At 69.6% G+C, this 14,261-nt stretch carries 12 protein-coding genes; 3 read left to right on the forward strand and 9 right to left on the reverse strand.

Annotation, left to right across the window (positions count from 1 at the left end; translation table 11 throughout):
• Positions 1-595 precede the first annotated feature (595 nt).
• A complete protein-coding gene (locus tag AC5RVD_RS06835; protein WP_494113238.1) occupies positions 596-1,588 on the reverse strand; it encodes a stage II sporulation protein M in 993 nt (330 codons plus the stop codon).
• A 108-nt stretch (positions 1,589-1,696) separates the two neighbouring features.
• Here AC5RVD_RS06835 and AC5RVD_RS06840 point away from each other — a divergent pair, with 108 nt between their 5' ends.
• Positions 1,697-2,500: an RDD family protein gene (locus tag AC5RVD_RS06840; RefSeq protein ID WP_494113239.1), complete on the forward strand. Its 804-nt coding sequence runs from the start codon at positions 1,697-1,699 to the stop codon at positions 2,498-2,500.
• 43 nt (positions 2,501-2,543) lie between these two features.
• On the opposite strand, the gene AC5RVD_RS06845 is transcribed toward AC5RVD_RS06840, so the two are convergent.
• From AC5RVD_RS06845 to AC5RVD_RS06860, 4 genes are all read right to left on the reverse strand, one after another.
• The gene (locus AC5RVD_RS06845) at positions 2,544-3,788 is read right to left on the reverse strand and encodes a L,D-transpeptidase (RefSeq protein ID WP_494126470.1); all 1,245 of its coding nucleotides are present in this window, start codon (positions 3,786-3,788) and stop codon (positions 2,544-2,546) included.
• 198 nt (positions 3,789-3,986) lie between these two features.
• Positions 3,987-5,480 (reverse strand): adenosylhomocysteinase, encoded by a 1,494-nt coding sequence (gene ahcY / locus AC5RVD_RS06850; protein ID WP_494126735.1) that lies wholly within the window; start codon positions 5,478-5,480, stop codon positions 3,987-3,989.
• A gap of 10 nt (positions 5,481-5,490) precedes the next feature.
• A complete protein-coding gene (locus AC5RVD_RS06855) occupies positions 5,491-5,736 on the reverse strand; it encodes a Trm112 family protein (RefSeq protein WP_494113241.1) in 246 nt (81 codons plus the stop codon).
• Between the two features lie 123 nt (positions 5,737-5,859).
• Positions 5,860-6,249, reverse strand: coding sequence for a DUF3499 domain-containing protein (locus AC5RVD_RS06860; protein ID WP_494126471.1), 390 nt, complete (start codon positions 6,247-6,249; stop codon positions 5,860-5,862).
• Positions 6,250-6,420: 171 nt separating this feature from the next.
• Here AC5RVD_RS06860 and AC5RVD_RS06865 point away from each other — a divergent pair, with 171 nt between their 5' ends.
• Positions 6,421-6,906: a metallopeptidase family protein gene (locus AC5RVD_RS06865; RefSeq protein WP_493987944.1), complete on the forward strand. Its 486-nt coding sequence runs from the start codon at positions 6,421-6,423 to the stop codon at positions 6,904-6,906.
• A 22-nt stretch (positions 6,907-6,928) separates the two neighbouring features.
• Here the strand turns inward: AC5RVD_RS06865 and AC5RVD_RS06870 are convergent, their stop codons facing one another.
• From AC5RVD_RS06870 to AC5RVD_RS06880, 3 genes are read right to left on the reverse strand one after another with little or no spacing between them, the layout of a single operon-like run.
• Positions 6,929-8,716 carry a DUF5719 family protein gene (locus AC5RVD_RS06870; protein ID WP_494126472.1) on the reverse strand — a complete coding sequence of 596 codons (1,788 nt, stop codon included), beginning with the start codon at positions 8,714-8,716 and terminating at the stop codon, positions 6,929-6,931.
• Positions 8,713-12,096, reverse strand: coding sequence for a glycosyltransferase (locus AC5RVD_RS06875; protein ID WP_494126473.1), 3,384 nt, complete (start codon positions 12,094-12,096; stop codon positions 8,713-8,715). The genes AC5RVD_RS06870 and AC5RVD_RS06875 overlap by 4 nt, the downstream gene beginning before the upstream one ends.
• Positions 12,097-12,125: 29 nt before the next feature.
• The gene (locus AC5RVD_RS06880) at positions 12,126-12,674 is read right to left on the reverse strand and encodes a WhiB family transcriptional regulator (protein WP_494113245.1); all 549 of its coding nucleotides are present in this window, start codon (positions 12,672-12,674) and stop codon (positions 12,126-12,128) included.
• A gap of 273 nt (positions 12,675-12,947) precedes the next feature.
• On the opposite strand from AC5RVD_RS06880, the gene AC5RVD_RS06885 reads away from it, so the two are divergent.
• The gene (locus AC5RVD_RS06885; RefSeq protein ID WP_494126474.1) at positions 12,948-13,643 is read left to right on the forward strand and encodes a TIGR03089 family protein; all 696 of its coding nucleotides are present in this window, start codon (positions 12,948-12,950) and stop codon (positions 13,641-13,643) included.
• 25 nt (positions 13,644-13,668) lie between these two features.
• Here the strand turns inward: AC5RVD_RS06885 and AC5RVD_RS06890 are convergent, their stop codons facing one another.
• Positions 13,669-14,244, reverse strand: coding sequence for a GtrA family protein (locus AC5RVD_RS06890; RefSeq protein WP_494113247.1), 576 nt, complete (start codon positions 14,242-14,244; stop codon positions 13,669-13,671).
• Positions 14,245-14,261: the final 17 nt, after the last annotated feature.

Raw genomic sequence — 14,261 nt, forward strand, 5'->3', positions numbered from 1 at the left:
CTGGCCCGCCGCTACCACGGAGGCATCCGGCGCGGCCTGTTCGCCGGTTCTGCCGCGACGCTGATCCTGGTCCTACTGCTGGGCGTCCTGGGCGCGGAACTGCCGGCGTCACCCTCGGCCGCCGCCGGGGCTCCGGATCGGGGTGCCCCTGCGGCGGCAGAATCTCCCCCTGCGGCCGGCGCGCCGGCGTCGAGCTGTGTGGACGCGTCGCTCCGGGGTTTCGTTCCGGCGCCGTCCAAAGCACCGCCGTCGCGCGCGGTGCCCTGGCCGTTCGACACGGCACTCAGATCCGGCAGCCTGCTGGGCCGCCGCATGGGAAGCGGGTTGGCGCCGTCCCGAAACCGGCCGTTGACCGCGGGGACCGGAGGCGCCGGAGCGCGCTCGGGTTCGATCCCAGGGCCTTCTCCCGGCGCTGTCCGTGCCCTGCGGTCATCTCCGCCGGGGTTCACCTCTTCGACTGCCACGTCCGTCGCCTCTTTCTGTACCGCTGGCCTCTCTGCCTATGAGACTACCGCCGGCCGGCGACGCTTCACGGTTGCCACCCCGGGGCGGCCCACCCGGCCCTCGCCGGTAGCCCCTGCCGGCTCGACCGCGGCTACCCGGTGGCGGCGGCCTCGCCGGCGTCGAACCGGCCCAGGTCGCCGCGCTCCCCCGCCAGGTAGGCCCGCCGGCCCACGACAAGGGTGTAGATCCAGTAGGCGGCCAGCACCAGTACACCGATGCCCAGCCGCAGCCAGTCCGGCAGCGCGCTGGGAGTCACGAAGCCCTCGACGAGGCCGGAGATCAGGAGGACCAGGACCAGCCCCAGGGCCACTGTGATCAGCGACCGGCCTTCCCTGGCCAGTGATGCCGCGCGGGTGAGCCGGCCGGGCGAGACCCAGGACCAGAAGATCCGCAGTCCGGCGGCACCGGCAATGAAGATTGCGGTCATTTCCATCAGCCCATGCGGCAGAATGTAGATGAAGAAGACGTCCAGCCGGTCGTAGGCGGCCATCATCCCGCCGGCCATGCCCACGCCTTGGGCGTTCATGAACAGGATGTACGGCACCCATAGTCCGGTCACTCCGAAGGCCACCGCCTGCGCGGCGATCCAGGCGTTGTTGGTCCACACCATGCCGGCGAACGAGGCGTTGGGATTCTCCGAGTAGTAATTGACGAAGTCCTCTTCCACGTACTGCCGGATCTCCTCGTTGGAGCCCATCGCCTTGATCACGTCGGGGTTTCCCGCCACCCAGGCGCCGAACAGCCAGGCGACCAGGATGAACAGGGCGCCGATGATCACGGTCAGCCAGCGCAGGCGGTAGAACGCGGCCGGCAGGGACAACACGAAGAACTCCGCCACGTCCCGGGCGAAGTTGGAGCGCGCCCCCGTGAACCGCGTCCGGGCCCGCGACAGTCGGGTGGAGAGGGCCGCCGACAGTTGGCCCTCGGCGGCGACCGAGCGGATCATCGACAAGTGGGTCGACGTGCGCCGGTAGAGCACGAGCAGTTCATCCGCCTCGGCGCCAGTAAGCTTTCGTTTGGCGCTCAGTTCGTCCAGCCGCTGCCAATCGTGCTCATGCACCGCGGCGAAGGCATCGATATCCACGCCCCTAGCCTATCCGTCGCCCGTCCAGGCTCCCGGCGGCCCGGCCGGACACCTCGGATCGATAGAGTGGAACCGGGCGCGGCACAGACCGCCCGGGAAAGGGATCCGATGAGCAACGTCATCACCGGCGAGGCGGTAGTGCTGGAACTGCGGCCGGCGTCGTTCGGCGTCCGGGCGCTGAGCTCGATCATCGACGTGGTGGCCAACGTGATCCTGCTGATCGCCGCCTTCGTGCTGCTGGCGGAAACCCTGGAGGTCGGGTTCGACGCCGCGGCCGCCCGGGCGCTGGTCATCGCGGTGGTGCTGTTCTTCCTGGTCGGCGTGCCCATCGCCGTGGAAACGCTCACGCGCGGCAAGTCGCTGGGACGCTGGATCATGGGGCTGCGGATCGTGCGTGACGACGGCGGTGCCATCCGCTTCCGGCATGCGCTCATCCGCGGCCTCGTGGCTGTCTTCGAACTGTATATCCTGCTCGGTTCGGTGGCCTTCATGGTGGCCCTGTTCAACGACAGGTCCAAGCGCCTTGGCGACCTCTTGGCGGGCACCTACAGCATGCGGGAACGCGTCGCGGTCATGCCGAAGGTCCTGCCGGAAATTCCCCCGCAGCTGGCCCCGTGGGTGAAGCTCGCGGACATGGGGCGGCTGCCGGAACCGCTGGCCCGGCGGATTGTCCAGTTCCTCTCCCAGGCGCCCAAGATGATTCCGGCGTCCCGCGCGCGGTTGGCCACGGCCCTGGCCAACGAGGCCTCCGGCTATGTCTCTCCCCCGCCGCCGGCGGGGACGCCGCCGGAAATGTACCTGCTGGCGGTGATGGCCGAACGGCGCGAACGCGACTTCGCCCGGCTGGCCCGGCAGCAGGAACGCGCCGCCGAGCGCGGCGCCCGGCTGCATTCCCTGCCCTTCCGGGACTAGGAGCGGCCGCGCGGTCCGCCCGGCCGGGCGGACCGCGAAACGGCTAGCTCTTGTCCTGCGACGTCCAGGTCTTCCAATCCACGTTCCAGTCCCCAAAACCGTCCGTCGGATCCAGGAACCCGCCGTCGGTGTTGCGGATATCCACGATGTCCCCGGTCCGCATGGTCTCGTAGAAGTACCGGGCACCGGCTTCGGACATGCCCACGCAGCCGTGCGAAATGTTGCGCACGCCCAGGGCCGAGGGGTCAAGGGTCGTGTGGACGAATTCGCCGCTGTTGCTCAACCGGCTGGCGTACTTGGCGTCGAACGGCTCGTACCAGTCCGGGTCTCCCGGTTTGAGCCCGATGCTGCGCGGGTTGAACGGAAGCGACTCATGCATGTCCATGATCGGGTGGATGCCCTTGCTGGACGGCCAGTTCGGGTCGCCCAGGGTCACCGGGAAGGTCTTGGCCAGCTCACCGCCCACGTAGATCTTCATGGTCTTGGTCTTGTTGTCCACGATCGCCCTGCGGTCATCGAGGATGTTGACGGTAATCTTCTCGTCGTTCATCCCGACCATGTTGTTGCCGAACTCCACGCCGAAAAGTTTCATGTCCACGGTCACGGTGCTGTTCGGTTCCCAGTACTTTTCCGCACGGAAGCGGGCCTTCGTGTCCGAGTACCAGTAGAACTCGCCCTTCTGCCCGGCGGAGGTGGTGATGGAAATGGCCTTCTCCACCGCTTCCTTGTTCAGCACGGGTTCACTGAAATTGAACTCCAGCGGCTGGGCGATGCCCACGCTCTGTCCGTCCAGCGGATACATCCAGCCGTCGGCCTGGTTCGGTGCGAGCACGGTGGTGAAGCTCTGCTGCTTGGCGGTCTCGGTGCCCGCGCGGTCCACGAGCGTGTAGCCAAAGTCGTATTCGGTCAGGAAGTCCAGGCGTTCCGTTGCCTTCCATTGGCTGCCGTCCGCGGACAGTTCGCCGGCGATCGGTTCGCCGCCCCCCGCCGGCGTTAACACCACATCCTTGATGGTGGCGTTCTTGGCGGTGATGGTGGCCACGGTGGCCGGATTGACTTCCACGGCTTTGTCTTCCGGGGTGACTCCGACCGACATCGCCTTGACGACCGGCTCCGAGAAGCCCTGCCGCTCGGCCGGCGCGGCGGCGAACACCCGTCCCAGCTGGGAGGCGAAAGTCGGCGACGCCATGGCCGCCGCAGTGACCGCTGCGGCGGCGGCCACCAGCACTCCGATGATGCACAGCAGGGCAATCTTGAGGCCCTTGCGCTTTTTTTTATCCTCAGTCATCCCAACCCAACTCACGAGACCTCGGCGGCATGTGCTCGCCGCTGAAGGGCACAGCAGCACCCTGTTTCCATCGTAGGGCGCGCGGAGCCGAAGGACGCGTTATTGCGGGCGGGTCCGCCCAACAATCCGGTAACCATTAGCCGGACGGCCAACGGCGGGGCGGGAAGCGCCGCTCCGCCGTTAGCCGTCCGGTCCCGATCAGTAGCGGTAATGGTCCGGCTTGTACGGGCCGGCGATGTCCACGCCCAGGTACTCGGCCTGTTCCTTGTTCAGTTCGGTGAGTTCGACGCCGAGCGCGCCCAGGTGCAGCCGGGCGACCTTCTCGTCGAGCACCTTCGGCAGCACGTAGACCTGGTTGGCGTATTCGGGCTCGCCGGTGGCCGAACCCTCGGCCGGCTTGCCGTGCTTGGTGAACAGCTCGATCTGCGCAATGGTCTGGTTGGCGAAGGAGTTGCTCATGACAAACGAGGGATGCCCGGTGGCGTTGCCCAGGTTTAGCAGGCGGCCCTCGGAGAGCACGATGATGGAGCGTTCGGTCGCCAGGCCGGCATCGAAGACCCATTCGTGGACCTGCGGCTTGATCTCCACCTTCCGGACACCCTGGACGTTGGCCAGGCCTGCCATGTCGATTTCGTTGTCGAAGTGGCCGATGTTGCCCACGATGGCCTTGTCGCGCATCTTCACCATGTCGGACGCCATGATGACGTCCTTGTTGCCGGTTGTGGTGATGAAGATGTGGCCCTCGCCGACGACCTTGTCCAGGGTGGTGACCTGGTAACCGTCCATGGCGGCCTGCAGGGCACAAATCGGGTCGATCTCGGTGACGACGACGCGGGCGCCCTGGCCGCGCAGCGCCTCGGCCGCGCCCTTGCCGACATCGCCGTAGCCGCAGACCACGGCGGTCTTGCCGCCCATCAAAACGTCGGTGGCCCGGTTGATGCCGTCCGGCAGCGAATGGCGGATGCCGTACTTGTTGTCGAACTTGGACTTGGTCACCGCATCGTTGACGTTGATCGCCGGGAACAGCAGCTGGCCCTGCTCCGCCAGCTGGTAGAGCCGGTGCACGCCGGTGGTGGTTTCCTCGGTGACGCCGCGGATGCCGGCGGCAACCCGGGTGAACTTCTGCGGGTCCTTGGCCAAAGAGGCGCGCAGCACGTCCAGGATGATCGTGTACTCGTGCGGGTCGTCGGCGGTGGCCGAGGGGACGGCACCGGCGGCTTCGAATTCGACGCCCTTGTGCAGCAGCAGGGTGGCATCGCCGCCGTCGTCCAGAATCATGTTCGGTCCCAGCTCGGGGTTCTCGGCGGCACCCGGCCAGGTCAGGATCTGCTCCGCGGTCCACCAGTATTCTTCGAGCGTTTCGCCCTTCCAGGCGAAAACCGGCACGCCCTGCGGCTCTTCCGGCGTGCCCTTGCCCACCACGACGGCGGCGGCGGCCTCGTCCTGGGTGGAGAAGATGTTGCAGGAGGCCCAGCGGACCTCCGCTCCGAGTGCAGTCAGGGTTTCGATCAGGACCGCGGTCTGCACCGTCATGTGCAAGGAACCGGCAATCCGGGCGCCGGCCAGCGGCTGGGCCTCGCCGAACTCCGCGCGCAGTGCCATCAATCCCGGCATCTCGTGCTCCGCCAGGCGGATCTGGTGGCGGCCGGCGGCAGCCAGCGAGAGGTCCTTGACCTTGTAATCGAACGTCACAGTCATGCTCCTAAGCGTCGTCAGCGGGGCCGTCGTTGGGGGAAGCAGCGGCGCCGTCGTTGGTTGAATCAATGGCGCCGGCGGCCGGGGCGGCTTGCGGCAGCAGCACCGGGATGCCGTCTTCGATCCGGTAGCGCAGCCGGGCTCCGGCGGCGGTGCGGCCGGTCGAGACCAGCTCGTCGCCCTCCTGGGCGAGTGATGAACCGGTGCCCGGGCAGCGCAAAACCGCCAGCAGTTCGGGGGTCAGATGTGCCATGCAATGGTGTCCTTTGATCTCCAGCAGCTTCGGCTGCGTCCGCTTCCGGGGCGGCGGTGCGGGGCTTCGCCGCGGACGGCAGGTTGCCGGCACGGCGGGCTGTCCGCGTCCCAGCGTATCGCCCTACGGTTGTCCGCGCAGAATGCGCAGGTGTCCGCGTCGGGTGCCGGCAGCACCTGCGGGAGGCTCCAACGGCTCGCGCTGGCCGCGCGGCTGGGGCACCTCGTCGGGCGCCTCCGGCGTGCGGGCGGCCTCGCGCACGGCGTCGGCCAAGGCCAACAGGTCGTCGGGGTTGGGGACCGGCGCCTGCTCCGGCAGGGCCAACCGCATGACTTCCCAGCCGCGGGGCACGGTCAGCCGTTCGGCGTGCTCGGCGCACAGGTCGTAGCAGTGTGGCTCCGCGTAGGTCGCCAGCGGGCCCAGGACGGCAGTGGAATCCGCATACACGTATGTCAAAGTAGCGATGGCCGACCGTTGACAGGCCGAGCGTGAACATTGACGAAAGGATCCCACGAGAGAGCATCCTACTCCCGGCCTCCCTCCTTCCGGACCACCGGCGCGGGCCGGTGAAGAAAAGATTAGGTCACAATCGGGTCGCGCCGGACGCCGCTCCCCCGGACGCTCCGGCGCACCGGCTGCGGGGGCCGGGTGCCTTATTCCGGTTCCCGGGCTTAAAGTCGGTATATGGACAACGGACCATCACTGACCCTCTCGCTGGATAGCGACGGCGGTGGCTGGCGCCGTCCGTTTGCCGCACGACGCCGGAACCGCCGCGGCCGCGGGCTGCGCGGCGACCTGCTGCCCGCCAACCTGCCCGGCCATCTGACCAGGTCGGAACAGTTCGAGCAGTGGGTCTCGGAGTCCGCCGAGCGGCTGGCGTACTTCTGGGGGGAGCGGGTCGAAGCAGCCCAATTCGTGGTCGAAGACATTCCGCCCCGCCTCGAGGAGCTGCTGGCCCGCGGCCAGGCCGCGCCGCTGGGCAGCTTCACTCCGGCTTCGCCGGGCCGCCCGGCGGTGGTGACAGTGTTCCGGCAGCCGGTCCAGACGGCCGCCCGGCTGCGGGCCGAGCTTCCGGAGCTCATCCACGATGTGGTGGTGGAGCAGACCGCGCAGCTGCTGAACATGGCACCGGAAGCGGTTGACCCCGGCTACGGCCGGACCCGCCCCTGAGCGGGCCCGGCGCCCCGTCTTCCTAGTACCCGATATCGACCGGCACGGCGTTCTGCGCCTGCGTCCCGGCGGGCACCGGCAGGACCGCAACATCGGGTGCACCGCCGTCGGTCAGGACCTGGGCACCGTAGACGGCTTCGCCGGAGGCGCTGATCAACAGGGCCGCAGCGTCGGCCTTGTGATCCAGGGTCACGGTGGTTCCGGCGGGGACGCGGATTACCTGCTTCTGGCCCAGTTTGCCTATCAGATCCACCGGGGTGATTTCCACCGTGGCGTCCCCGGACGGCGCGCTGAAGGCCATCCTGGAGCTGACGCCGCCCGGCACGACTGCCAGATGGTTGCTGCCGAGGCGGCCGGCGGCGGGTGACCACCCGAAGTCCACCGGTTCGCCCGTCTCGGTTGCCCTGCTGACCCGTGCGGCGGCAGCGATGGACACGTCGGCGCTGATTTCGACGGAATACGTGCCGGCGGGCAGGGACTCCAGCGGCACCCTGGTGACGCTGCCGGCCGCCGCGGTGATGACGCCGCCGCCCGGGAGGCCGACCGGCCCGTCCGAACCGAACACGCGCACTTCCAGGACCGCGTCGGTCACGCCGGGCACCGCCACCTCCAGCGCCGGCGCGGCGTTCCCGTAGCCGTCCTGGCCCCGGATCGCCCGTGCCAGTTTCTCGTCCTGGACGGTGATTCCCGTGACCACCTGGCGCGTTCCGGCCGGGGCAGACGCCTGCAGCAACTCGACGCCGCCGGGGGTCAGCTGACGCAGGATGCTCTGCTGGATGAAGCCGGTTATCGGGCCGCCGGAGGACTGCACGCGCACGGCCAGTGATTCCTGGTTCGCGGCCACGCCCGCCAGCACGATGGAACGCGACTCCCCCGGGGCGACCAGCAGCCCGCGGGTGCCCGGAGCCTGGATCTGCCCCTCGGAAGAGATCAGTTCGAGGTCAACCGAGGACGGGGTCTGGGAACTGTTGTGCAGTTTCAGCACGGAGGTGGTTCCCACGGTGGTGGAGGCGCCGAGCAGCCAGAAATCATTGGCAGGTGCCATGCAGTTGGCCGCGGCCAGTCCGCGCAGGTCGCCGTCGGAGGCACGGTAGGTCATTGCCGCACCGGCCAGCGCCGTGGACTCCCCCATCGGGGCCGCCCGCAGCACGGTGGGGCCGGACAGATCCTGTCCCGACACCACGGACGCCACCGTCTTGGTCTCGCCGGATGACTTTTCCGTTGGTTCGGCGATGCGCGCAAGCGGGGTGCCCGCTCCCAGTTCCGTCAGCTCGCTGCCGGGGACGTTGCCGCCGAGGTCGCTGAGCACCAGGGCCCTGGCCCGGGTCTGCGCCGTGGTGGAGACCGGGCTGAACTGGGGATCGGTGTCTTCGGCGGCGGTGTCGAGCAGCCGGAGAGGCTCCGGGCAGACGGCGGTGTAGTCCCCGGCCGGGACGGCGGCGGACACGGGCGGGCGCTCGGCGGCCGCGCCCGGCACGTCCACCAGGCTGCTGGTCGCTACCGCCGCTCCGGACAGCAGCAGAAGGCCCGCTCCGGAGACGGCGCCCAGCGTCCGCCGCCCGCCGCCGCCCTTCGGCGTGGCGCTTACGGCGGAACTGCCGGAGCGCGCGGCCGCTTTGCCGGCAGCGGCATCGCGTGCGCGGTCCCGCCGCGCAGCCCGCTTGGCGGCCTTGCGGTCGACCGGCTGCGCAGGCTCGGCCGCGCTTTCGCGCTGCGGCTGGCCGCCGTCCTGTGCGGATCCGGCAGCGGTTGCACCGGTCCCTGCGTCTGTCGCCCGCGGCTCCTCGCCGCGGCCACCCGTCTCGGTCATCCTTGCTGTCCTTTTCCGGCCAGAGCAACTGCGGCGCCGTCGCCCGGGTCCTCGAATGCTGCCCTGCGCAGTTCAGCGGTGCCGGCATCCGCCCCCGTGGTCTTGATGTGGTCGACCCGGCGCGGCACGAACCGACGGCGCGCCGGAATCGGTATGGCGAGCAGGACGGTCAGTCCGATGGCGAGCACCTGAAGGATTCCGATCCACGGCGACCAGGGGCTCGAATAGCCGATCTTCACGGTACCCGCTGCTGCCGGCACTTCAAACGCCTGGGCCCAGCCGTCCTGCGACGGTTCCAGCCGCTGGCCGTTCAAGGTAGCCGTCCAGCCCGGGTCGGTCCGCTCGGCCAGGATCAGCCGCCGTCCGGGCTCGCCGGCGGGAATCTCGCCGCCCGCCGCGGTCCAGCCGGACGGCACCGTTTGCAGCAGGTCGCCGTTGGCGTCGACCAGGCGCACCCGGGCGGTCAGTTGGCCCGCCGCGGTGCCGTCCTTGCCCGTCGTTCCGACGACCCGCCAGAGCCAACCGGAGTCGGTGCGTCCCACCGAGGTCAGTCCCGGCACGGCGTCGATGCGGCCCGCCAGCAGTTCGGCTGCCGTGTCGGATTCCTGCAGCACCACGAAGTCCACGCCGAGCCGCACCAGGGAGGGCCGCGGATCCACGCCGGTGCCCGCCACGATGACAGCAACCGTGTTCCGCAGTTCGGCGTCGGCGTCGTCGTCGGTGCGCACCTGGGCTTCGGTCAGCGGACCGGCCAGGGCCCTCGCCGAATAGATGGCCGACAGCTGGTCCAGGGTGGTGCCGCTGCCGTGCATCACGGCCGCCGTCACCGCACCGCCGGTTTCCGCCGTCAACACGAGCGCCCGCGCCTGCTCCGGCCCGGTCCCGCTGTCAGCGGAGGTGGCCGGCAGCGTCCGGTCGGCCCCGGGCGCCACCGCCAGGTGCGTGCCGAAATCCGTCAGCGTCCGCGTCTCGCTGGACGATGTGTAGCCGGTGAACTGGGGCACCAGCCAGTGCGCCAGGCTCGCCACCGGGCCCAGGGCCATGAGGACGGCGGCGGCCACCGCCACGCTGCGCCGCAGGCCGGACGCCGGGCGCCCAGAGGCGGCCAGGTCGTGCCGCATTCGGTCCCCGCCGATGAGGGCCGCGCCCAAGAGCAGGAACAGCGCCAGCGACACAAAGGGACCGGTGAACGGGGTGACCACGGCTCCCGGTGCGACGGCGGTGGCCACCATCGACGAACCAAGGGAGGCCGCGAGGGTCAGGAACGCGCCGAGCCAGAGCAGCCGAGCGCGGCCGGCCCCCTTGCCCATGACCGCCCCGGCCACGGCCAGCGCCAGCATCGGCACGGCGACGACGAGCGCGTAGAGGAGCGCCCACGGCCCCCGGGCCAGTTCCTCCAGCATCCCGGCTCCGGCCAGCCCGTCGGCGGGGCCGAAGGCGAGCGGGAAGCCCATCAGCTGCTGCCACAGCGGGGCGGCGTGGAAGGCCAGCGGCAGGCCGGGATCGCCCAAGAGCGCGCGCGGCTCGTCCAGTCCGGCCGCGAACATCGGCAGGGCGAGTGCCAGGGGCGGGATGAGCGCCCACCAGACGGTTTTGGCCCGGCGGCGCAAGGCCAGCATCAGGACGGCAATAAAGACGACAACCACCGGCAGCAGCGCCGGCGCCGACGCCGTGATGCCGGCCAGGCAGAGTCCGGCCGCCGCCGCGGCGGTCCACGAGGGATTGCCGTTGATGCCGGGCTTGTGCACGGCTTCGTGCGGCAGCAGCGGCCGGTTGGCGTCGGCGCGCTGCACGGCGGAGCCGGTGGCGCGCAGCAGGCCGAGAACGGCCCACGGGATCAGCAGGTGGGCAATCAGCGCGCCCAGCCGGCCCGTGCCCAACGCGACCTGGAACGCCGGAACGCTCGCCCAGAACATGGCGGCCCAGAAGCGCAGGCCGCGCCGCTGCGTGAGCGCCCCGGCGGCGAACCAGGCGCCGGCGGCGGCCAACGGCATGGCCAGCAGCACCAGCGTCAGGACGGCGGCAGAGCCGTTCCCCAGACCCAGCACGGCCAGGACAGCCAGGACGTAGCCGAAGGGGTCCCCGTGCCCGGGGACGCCGGAACCAAGCGAGATCCACCAGCTTGACGCGTTGTGCCAGATTTCCGCCACGGTGGCCGAGACCGGCAGCAGTCCGCCGCCCACCAGCGCCGGTGCACCGAAGAAGTCAAACATGCCCACCGTGGACACGAGGGCCAGCACGACGGCGGCGGCCACCAGTCCCGTACCGACCCAGGTCCGGGCGGGCGCGGCGAGGGCGGCGAAGTCGTCGGATCCGCCGGTGGGCTGGTCGCTGCTGCCGGCGTCCGAGCCGGAGCCGTCGCCCACTACGCCGACGGCGAGCTCGGGCCGCAGCGACTCGGCGAGTGAGCGCCGGTAGGCCCAGACCTCGCGCCGCGGGACCATCAGCGGGCGCACTATCCCCCGCGAGGCCTTGCGGGTCTTGGCCGCCTGCCGCCGGGAAGCGAAGAAGCCTGCGGGACGGAACAAGGCGGCCAGGGTGGCACCGAGTTGCCGCAGGCCGTGCATCGGGTCCTTGGCCACCACCGAGGCCAGGAAGGTGTACACCCCGCCGAGCAGGGCTCCGATCCACAGGAACGGTACCTGCCACCACGCCGCATGCTTTAGCCGCAGGTGGATCTGCGCCTTGCGGGCTTCCCTTGCGGTGCCGTGGCCGCCGGTGCGGGTGGCATGGCGGACCCTCGCGGTAGGAACAACCACCACGCGGTGGCCGGCCAGGCGGTTCCGCCAGCACAGGTCCACGTCATCACCGGTACCGGGCAGGGCAGGATCGAACCCGCCCAGCTCGTCGAAGACGTCGCGGCGCACCAGCATGCCGGCGGAATTGACTGCAAAGAAGTCGCTCCGGCCGTTGTACTGGCCCTGGTCCATCTCATCCACGTCGATCATGGTCAGCCGCTCGGCCCAGCGGCTCACGGTCAGGCCCACGTCGACCAGTCGGCGCGGGTTGTCCCAGTCCACCTGTTTGCAGCCGGCGATGGTCACCGACGGTGCCGTTTCCACGGCGAGCAGCAGTTCCTCGAGCGCGTCGGGGTCCGGCGCGGCATCGTCATGCAGCAGCCACAGCCATTCCTGGGCCGGACCGTCGTCAACGGCCTGCTTGGGCAGCTCGGCCAGCCCCACCCGCACCGCGGCGCCGAAGCCGGCGCGGGTGGAAGCCGCGGCCACCGGGCTTCCGGCGGGCAGCTGCGCGCGCAGCAGGTCAGCGGACTCATCGGACGACCCGGTATCCACCCCGATGTGGACATCGGCGGGTCTCGTCTGCCGGGCCAGGGCGGCCAGGGTTTGGGGCAGGTAGGAAGCGCCGTTATGGGCTACCACAACGGCGGTGACGCGAACTTGCTGCTGAATTAGAGTGCTCTTTTCCGTAGCCGGCGGCGCTCGCGCTCCGACAGCCCTCCCCAAATGCCGAAACGCTCGTCATTGGCCAGCGCATACTCCAGGCACTGCGAGCGCACCGTGCACGCACCGCAGACCTTTTTCGCGTCGCGGGTGGAGCCGCCCTTCTCCGGGAAGAACGCTTCCGGGTCCGTCTGGGCGCACAGGGCATCGGCCTGCCAGCCGAGTTCACCCTCGTCCTCATAGCCGGCACCGAAGCCCGGCAGCCCGATCCACAGCGGTTTCGGTGCCGGATCGGCCTCGGCCGGTTCCCGGAGCAGGCGGGGAGCAGTCAGCTCCAGCACCTCGGCACCGGGTCCCTCCGCCAACGCTTCGTGCGCCGCGAGGAAGGCGGTGGCCGCGTCCTCGAGCGTCTCTTGGCTGGATTCGCGGAAGCGCTCTGCCGCCGTCGGATCGGCCGGATCCACATACCAGTCTGCCGGTACGCCGCGCGATCCGTGCGGTGCCGAAGCCTGCGCTTCAAGCTCCCGCCGGTGCGCACTACGTTCTGCCTGCCCCATCAGCCCTCCCGGAGTTCCTGTACCAGCGTGGTGCTAGATTCATGTCCAGCGCTGGATCTCAGCGCCGGACACAAGCATGCTGTTACACGTTTAATAACTAATTACATGGGTGTAATACGTTCAAGTCAAGCGCCGGCGGGAATCTTAGAGACCCGGCAGCCAAATCCGCGTACGCCACGCGAGGACTTGCCTCCGTGATGTGCGTCACAATTGAACCCGTGCCGGCGTCAGCCCGCGTCCGGCCGGGCCGGGAACCCGACCCTAAGGAGCACCGTGAGCACCACCGCCACGATCACCGATCTGCTTGCCCGGCTGCGCCCGGACTCCTCCCCCTGCCTGGTCTGGTACGGGCCGCAGGGAGAACGCGTCGAGCTGTCCGGCCGGGTGCTGGACAACTGGGTGGCCAAGACGGCGAACCTGCTGGCCGAGGAGCTGGACGCCGGAGAGGGAACGAGCGTGGGTCTTCGGATGGAGCCGCACTGGCGGTCGTTGGTCTGGGCGCTGGCCGCGTGGCAGGCGGGCGCCACGGTCCGGCTGGACGAGGGCGCCCGGACCGCCGATGTGGTGGTGGCGACGGATCCCGCCCTCCTGGTGCAGGACGGCGGCCCGCATCGGGTCGTGGTCGCCCTCGGGGCGCTCCAATTGCGCTGGCCCGGGGAACTGCCCGACGACGTCTTGGATTACGCTGCGGAGGTTCGGTCCTACGCGGACGACTACCTGGGGATGGATTCCTTGGCGGCAAACGGCTTGGCTTTGGAGTACGACGGCGGATCCCTCACCTTCGCCGAGCTTCTTGGCCGGCCGACAGCCGGCAGGACCCTGCTGGTGCCGGCGCAATCCCCCTGGCCGGATGTGCTCCGCGAAGCCTTGGCGACGTGGCAGGGCGGCGGCACGGTCGTGCTGGTGCACCCAGAGGTAGGGGTAACCCAACGGTTGTTGGACAGCGAGCGGGTCACCGTTCAACTGTGACCCGACGATCCGGCCCGAACCCTGCCTAGCCGCGCGCCGTGCCCGACGACTGGGGGCCGTCGACCTCCGGTGCAGCGTCCGCGGGAGGCTGGGGGGCGGCCTGCTCCTCGTGGTGGCGTTCGAAGATCTTGCGGTCGGCAGCGAACTCCGGCTCGGCGTCCAGCTCAACGTTGAACACCAGGAACCGGTAGGCGAAGAAGCGCATGACAGTGGCCAGGACCGTCCCGACGATCCCCGCGAACAGCAGCATGGTCCGGTCCGTCACCTCCAGCGGGTAGCGGGCTATCCACACGCAGCCGGCGGAGACCACCATCCCGATCACATTGATGACGATGAACAGCACCAGTTCGCGCAGCACGTTTGCCTGGCGGCGATGCCGGAACGTCCAATAGCGGTTGGCCACCCAGGAAAACAGTGTCGCCACGGAGGCGGAAACGAACCGCGCCTTCACCACGCTGTCGTCCATGGGCCCGTTGATCAGCCACCAGTACACGCCGTTGTCCACGATGAAGGCGATCCCGCCGACCGTGCCGAACTTCGCCACTTCCCGCCAAAAAAGGGAAACGATGGCGCGCAGGCGCTCGGAAATAGTTCGATTCATGATCGAAGGTGGATCCC

The organism is Arthrobacter sp. THG-b23 (assembly GCF_059091265.1).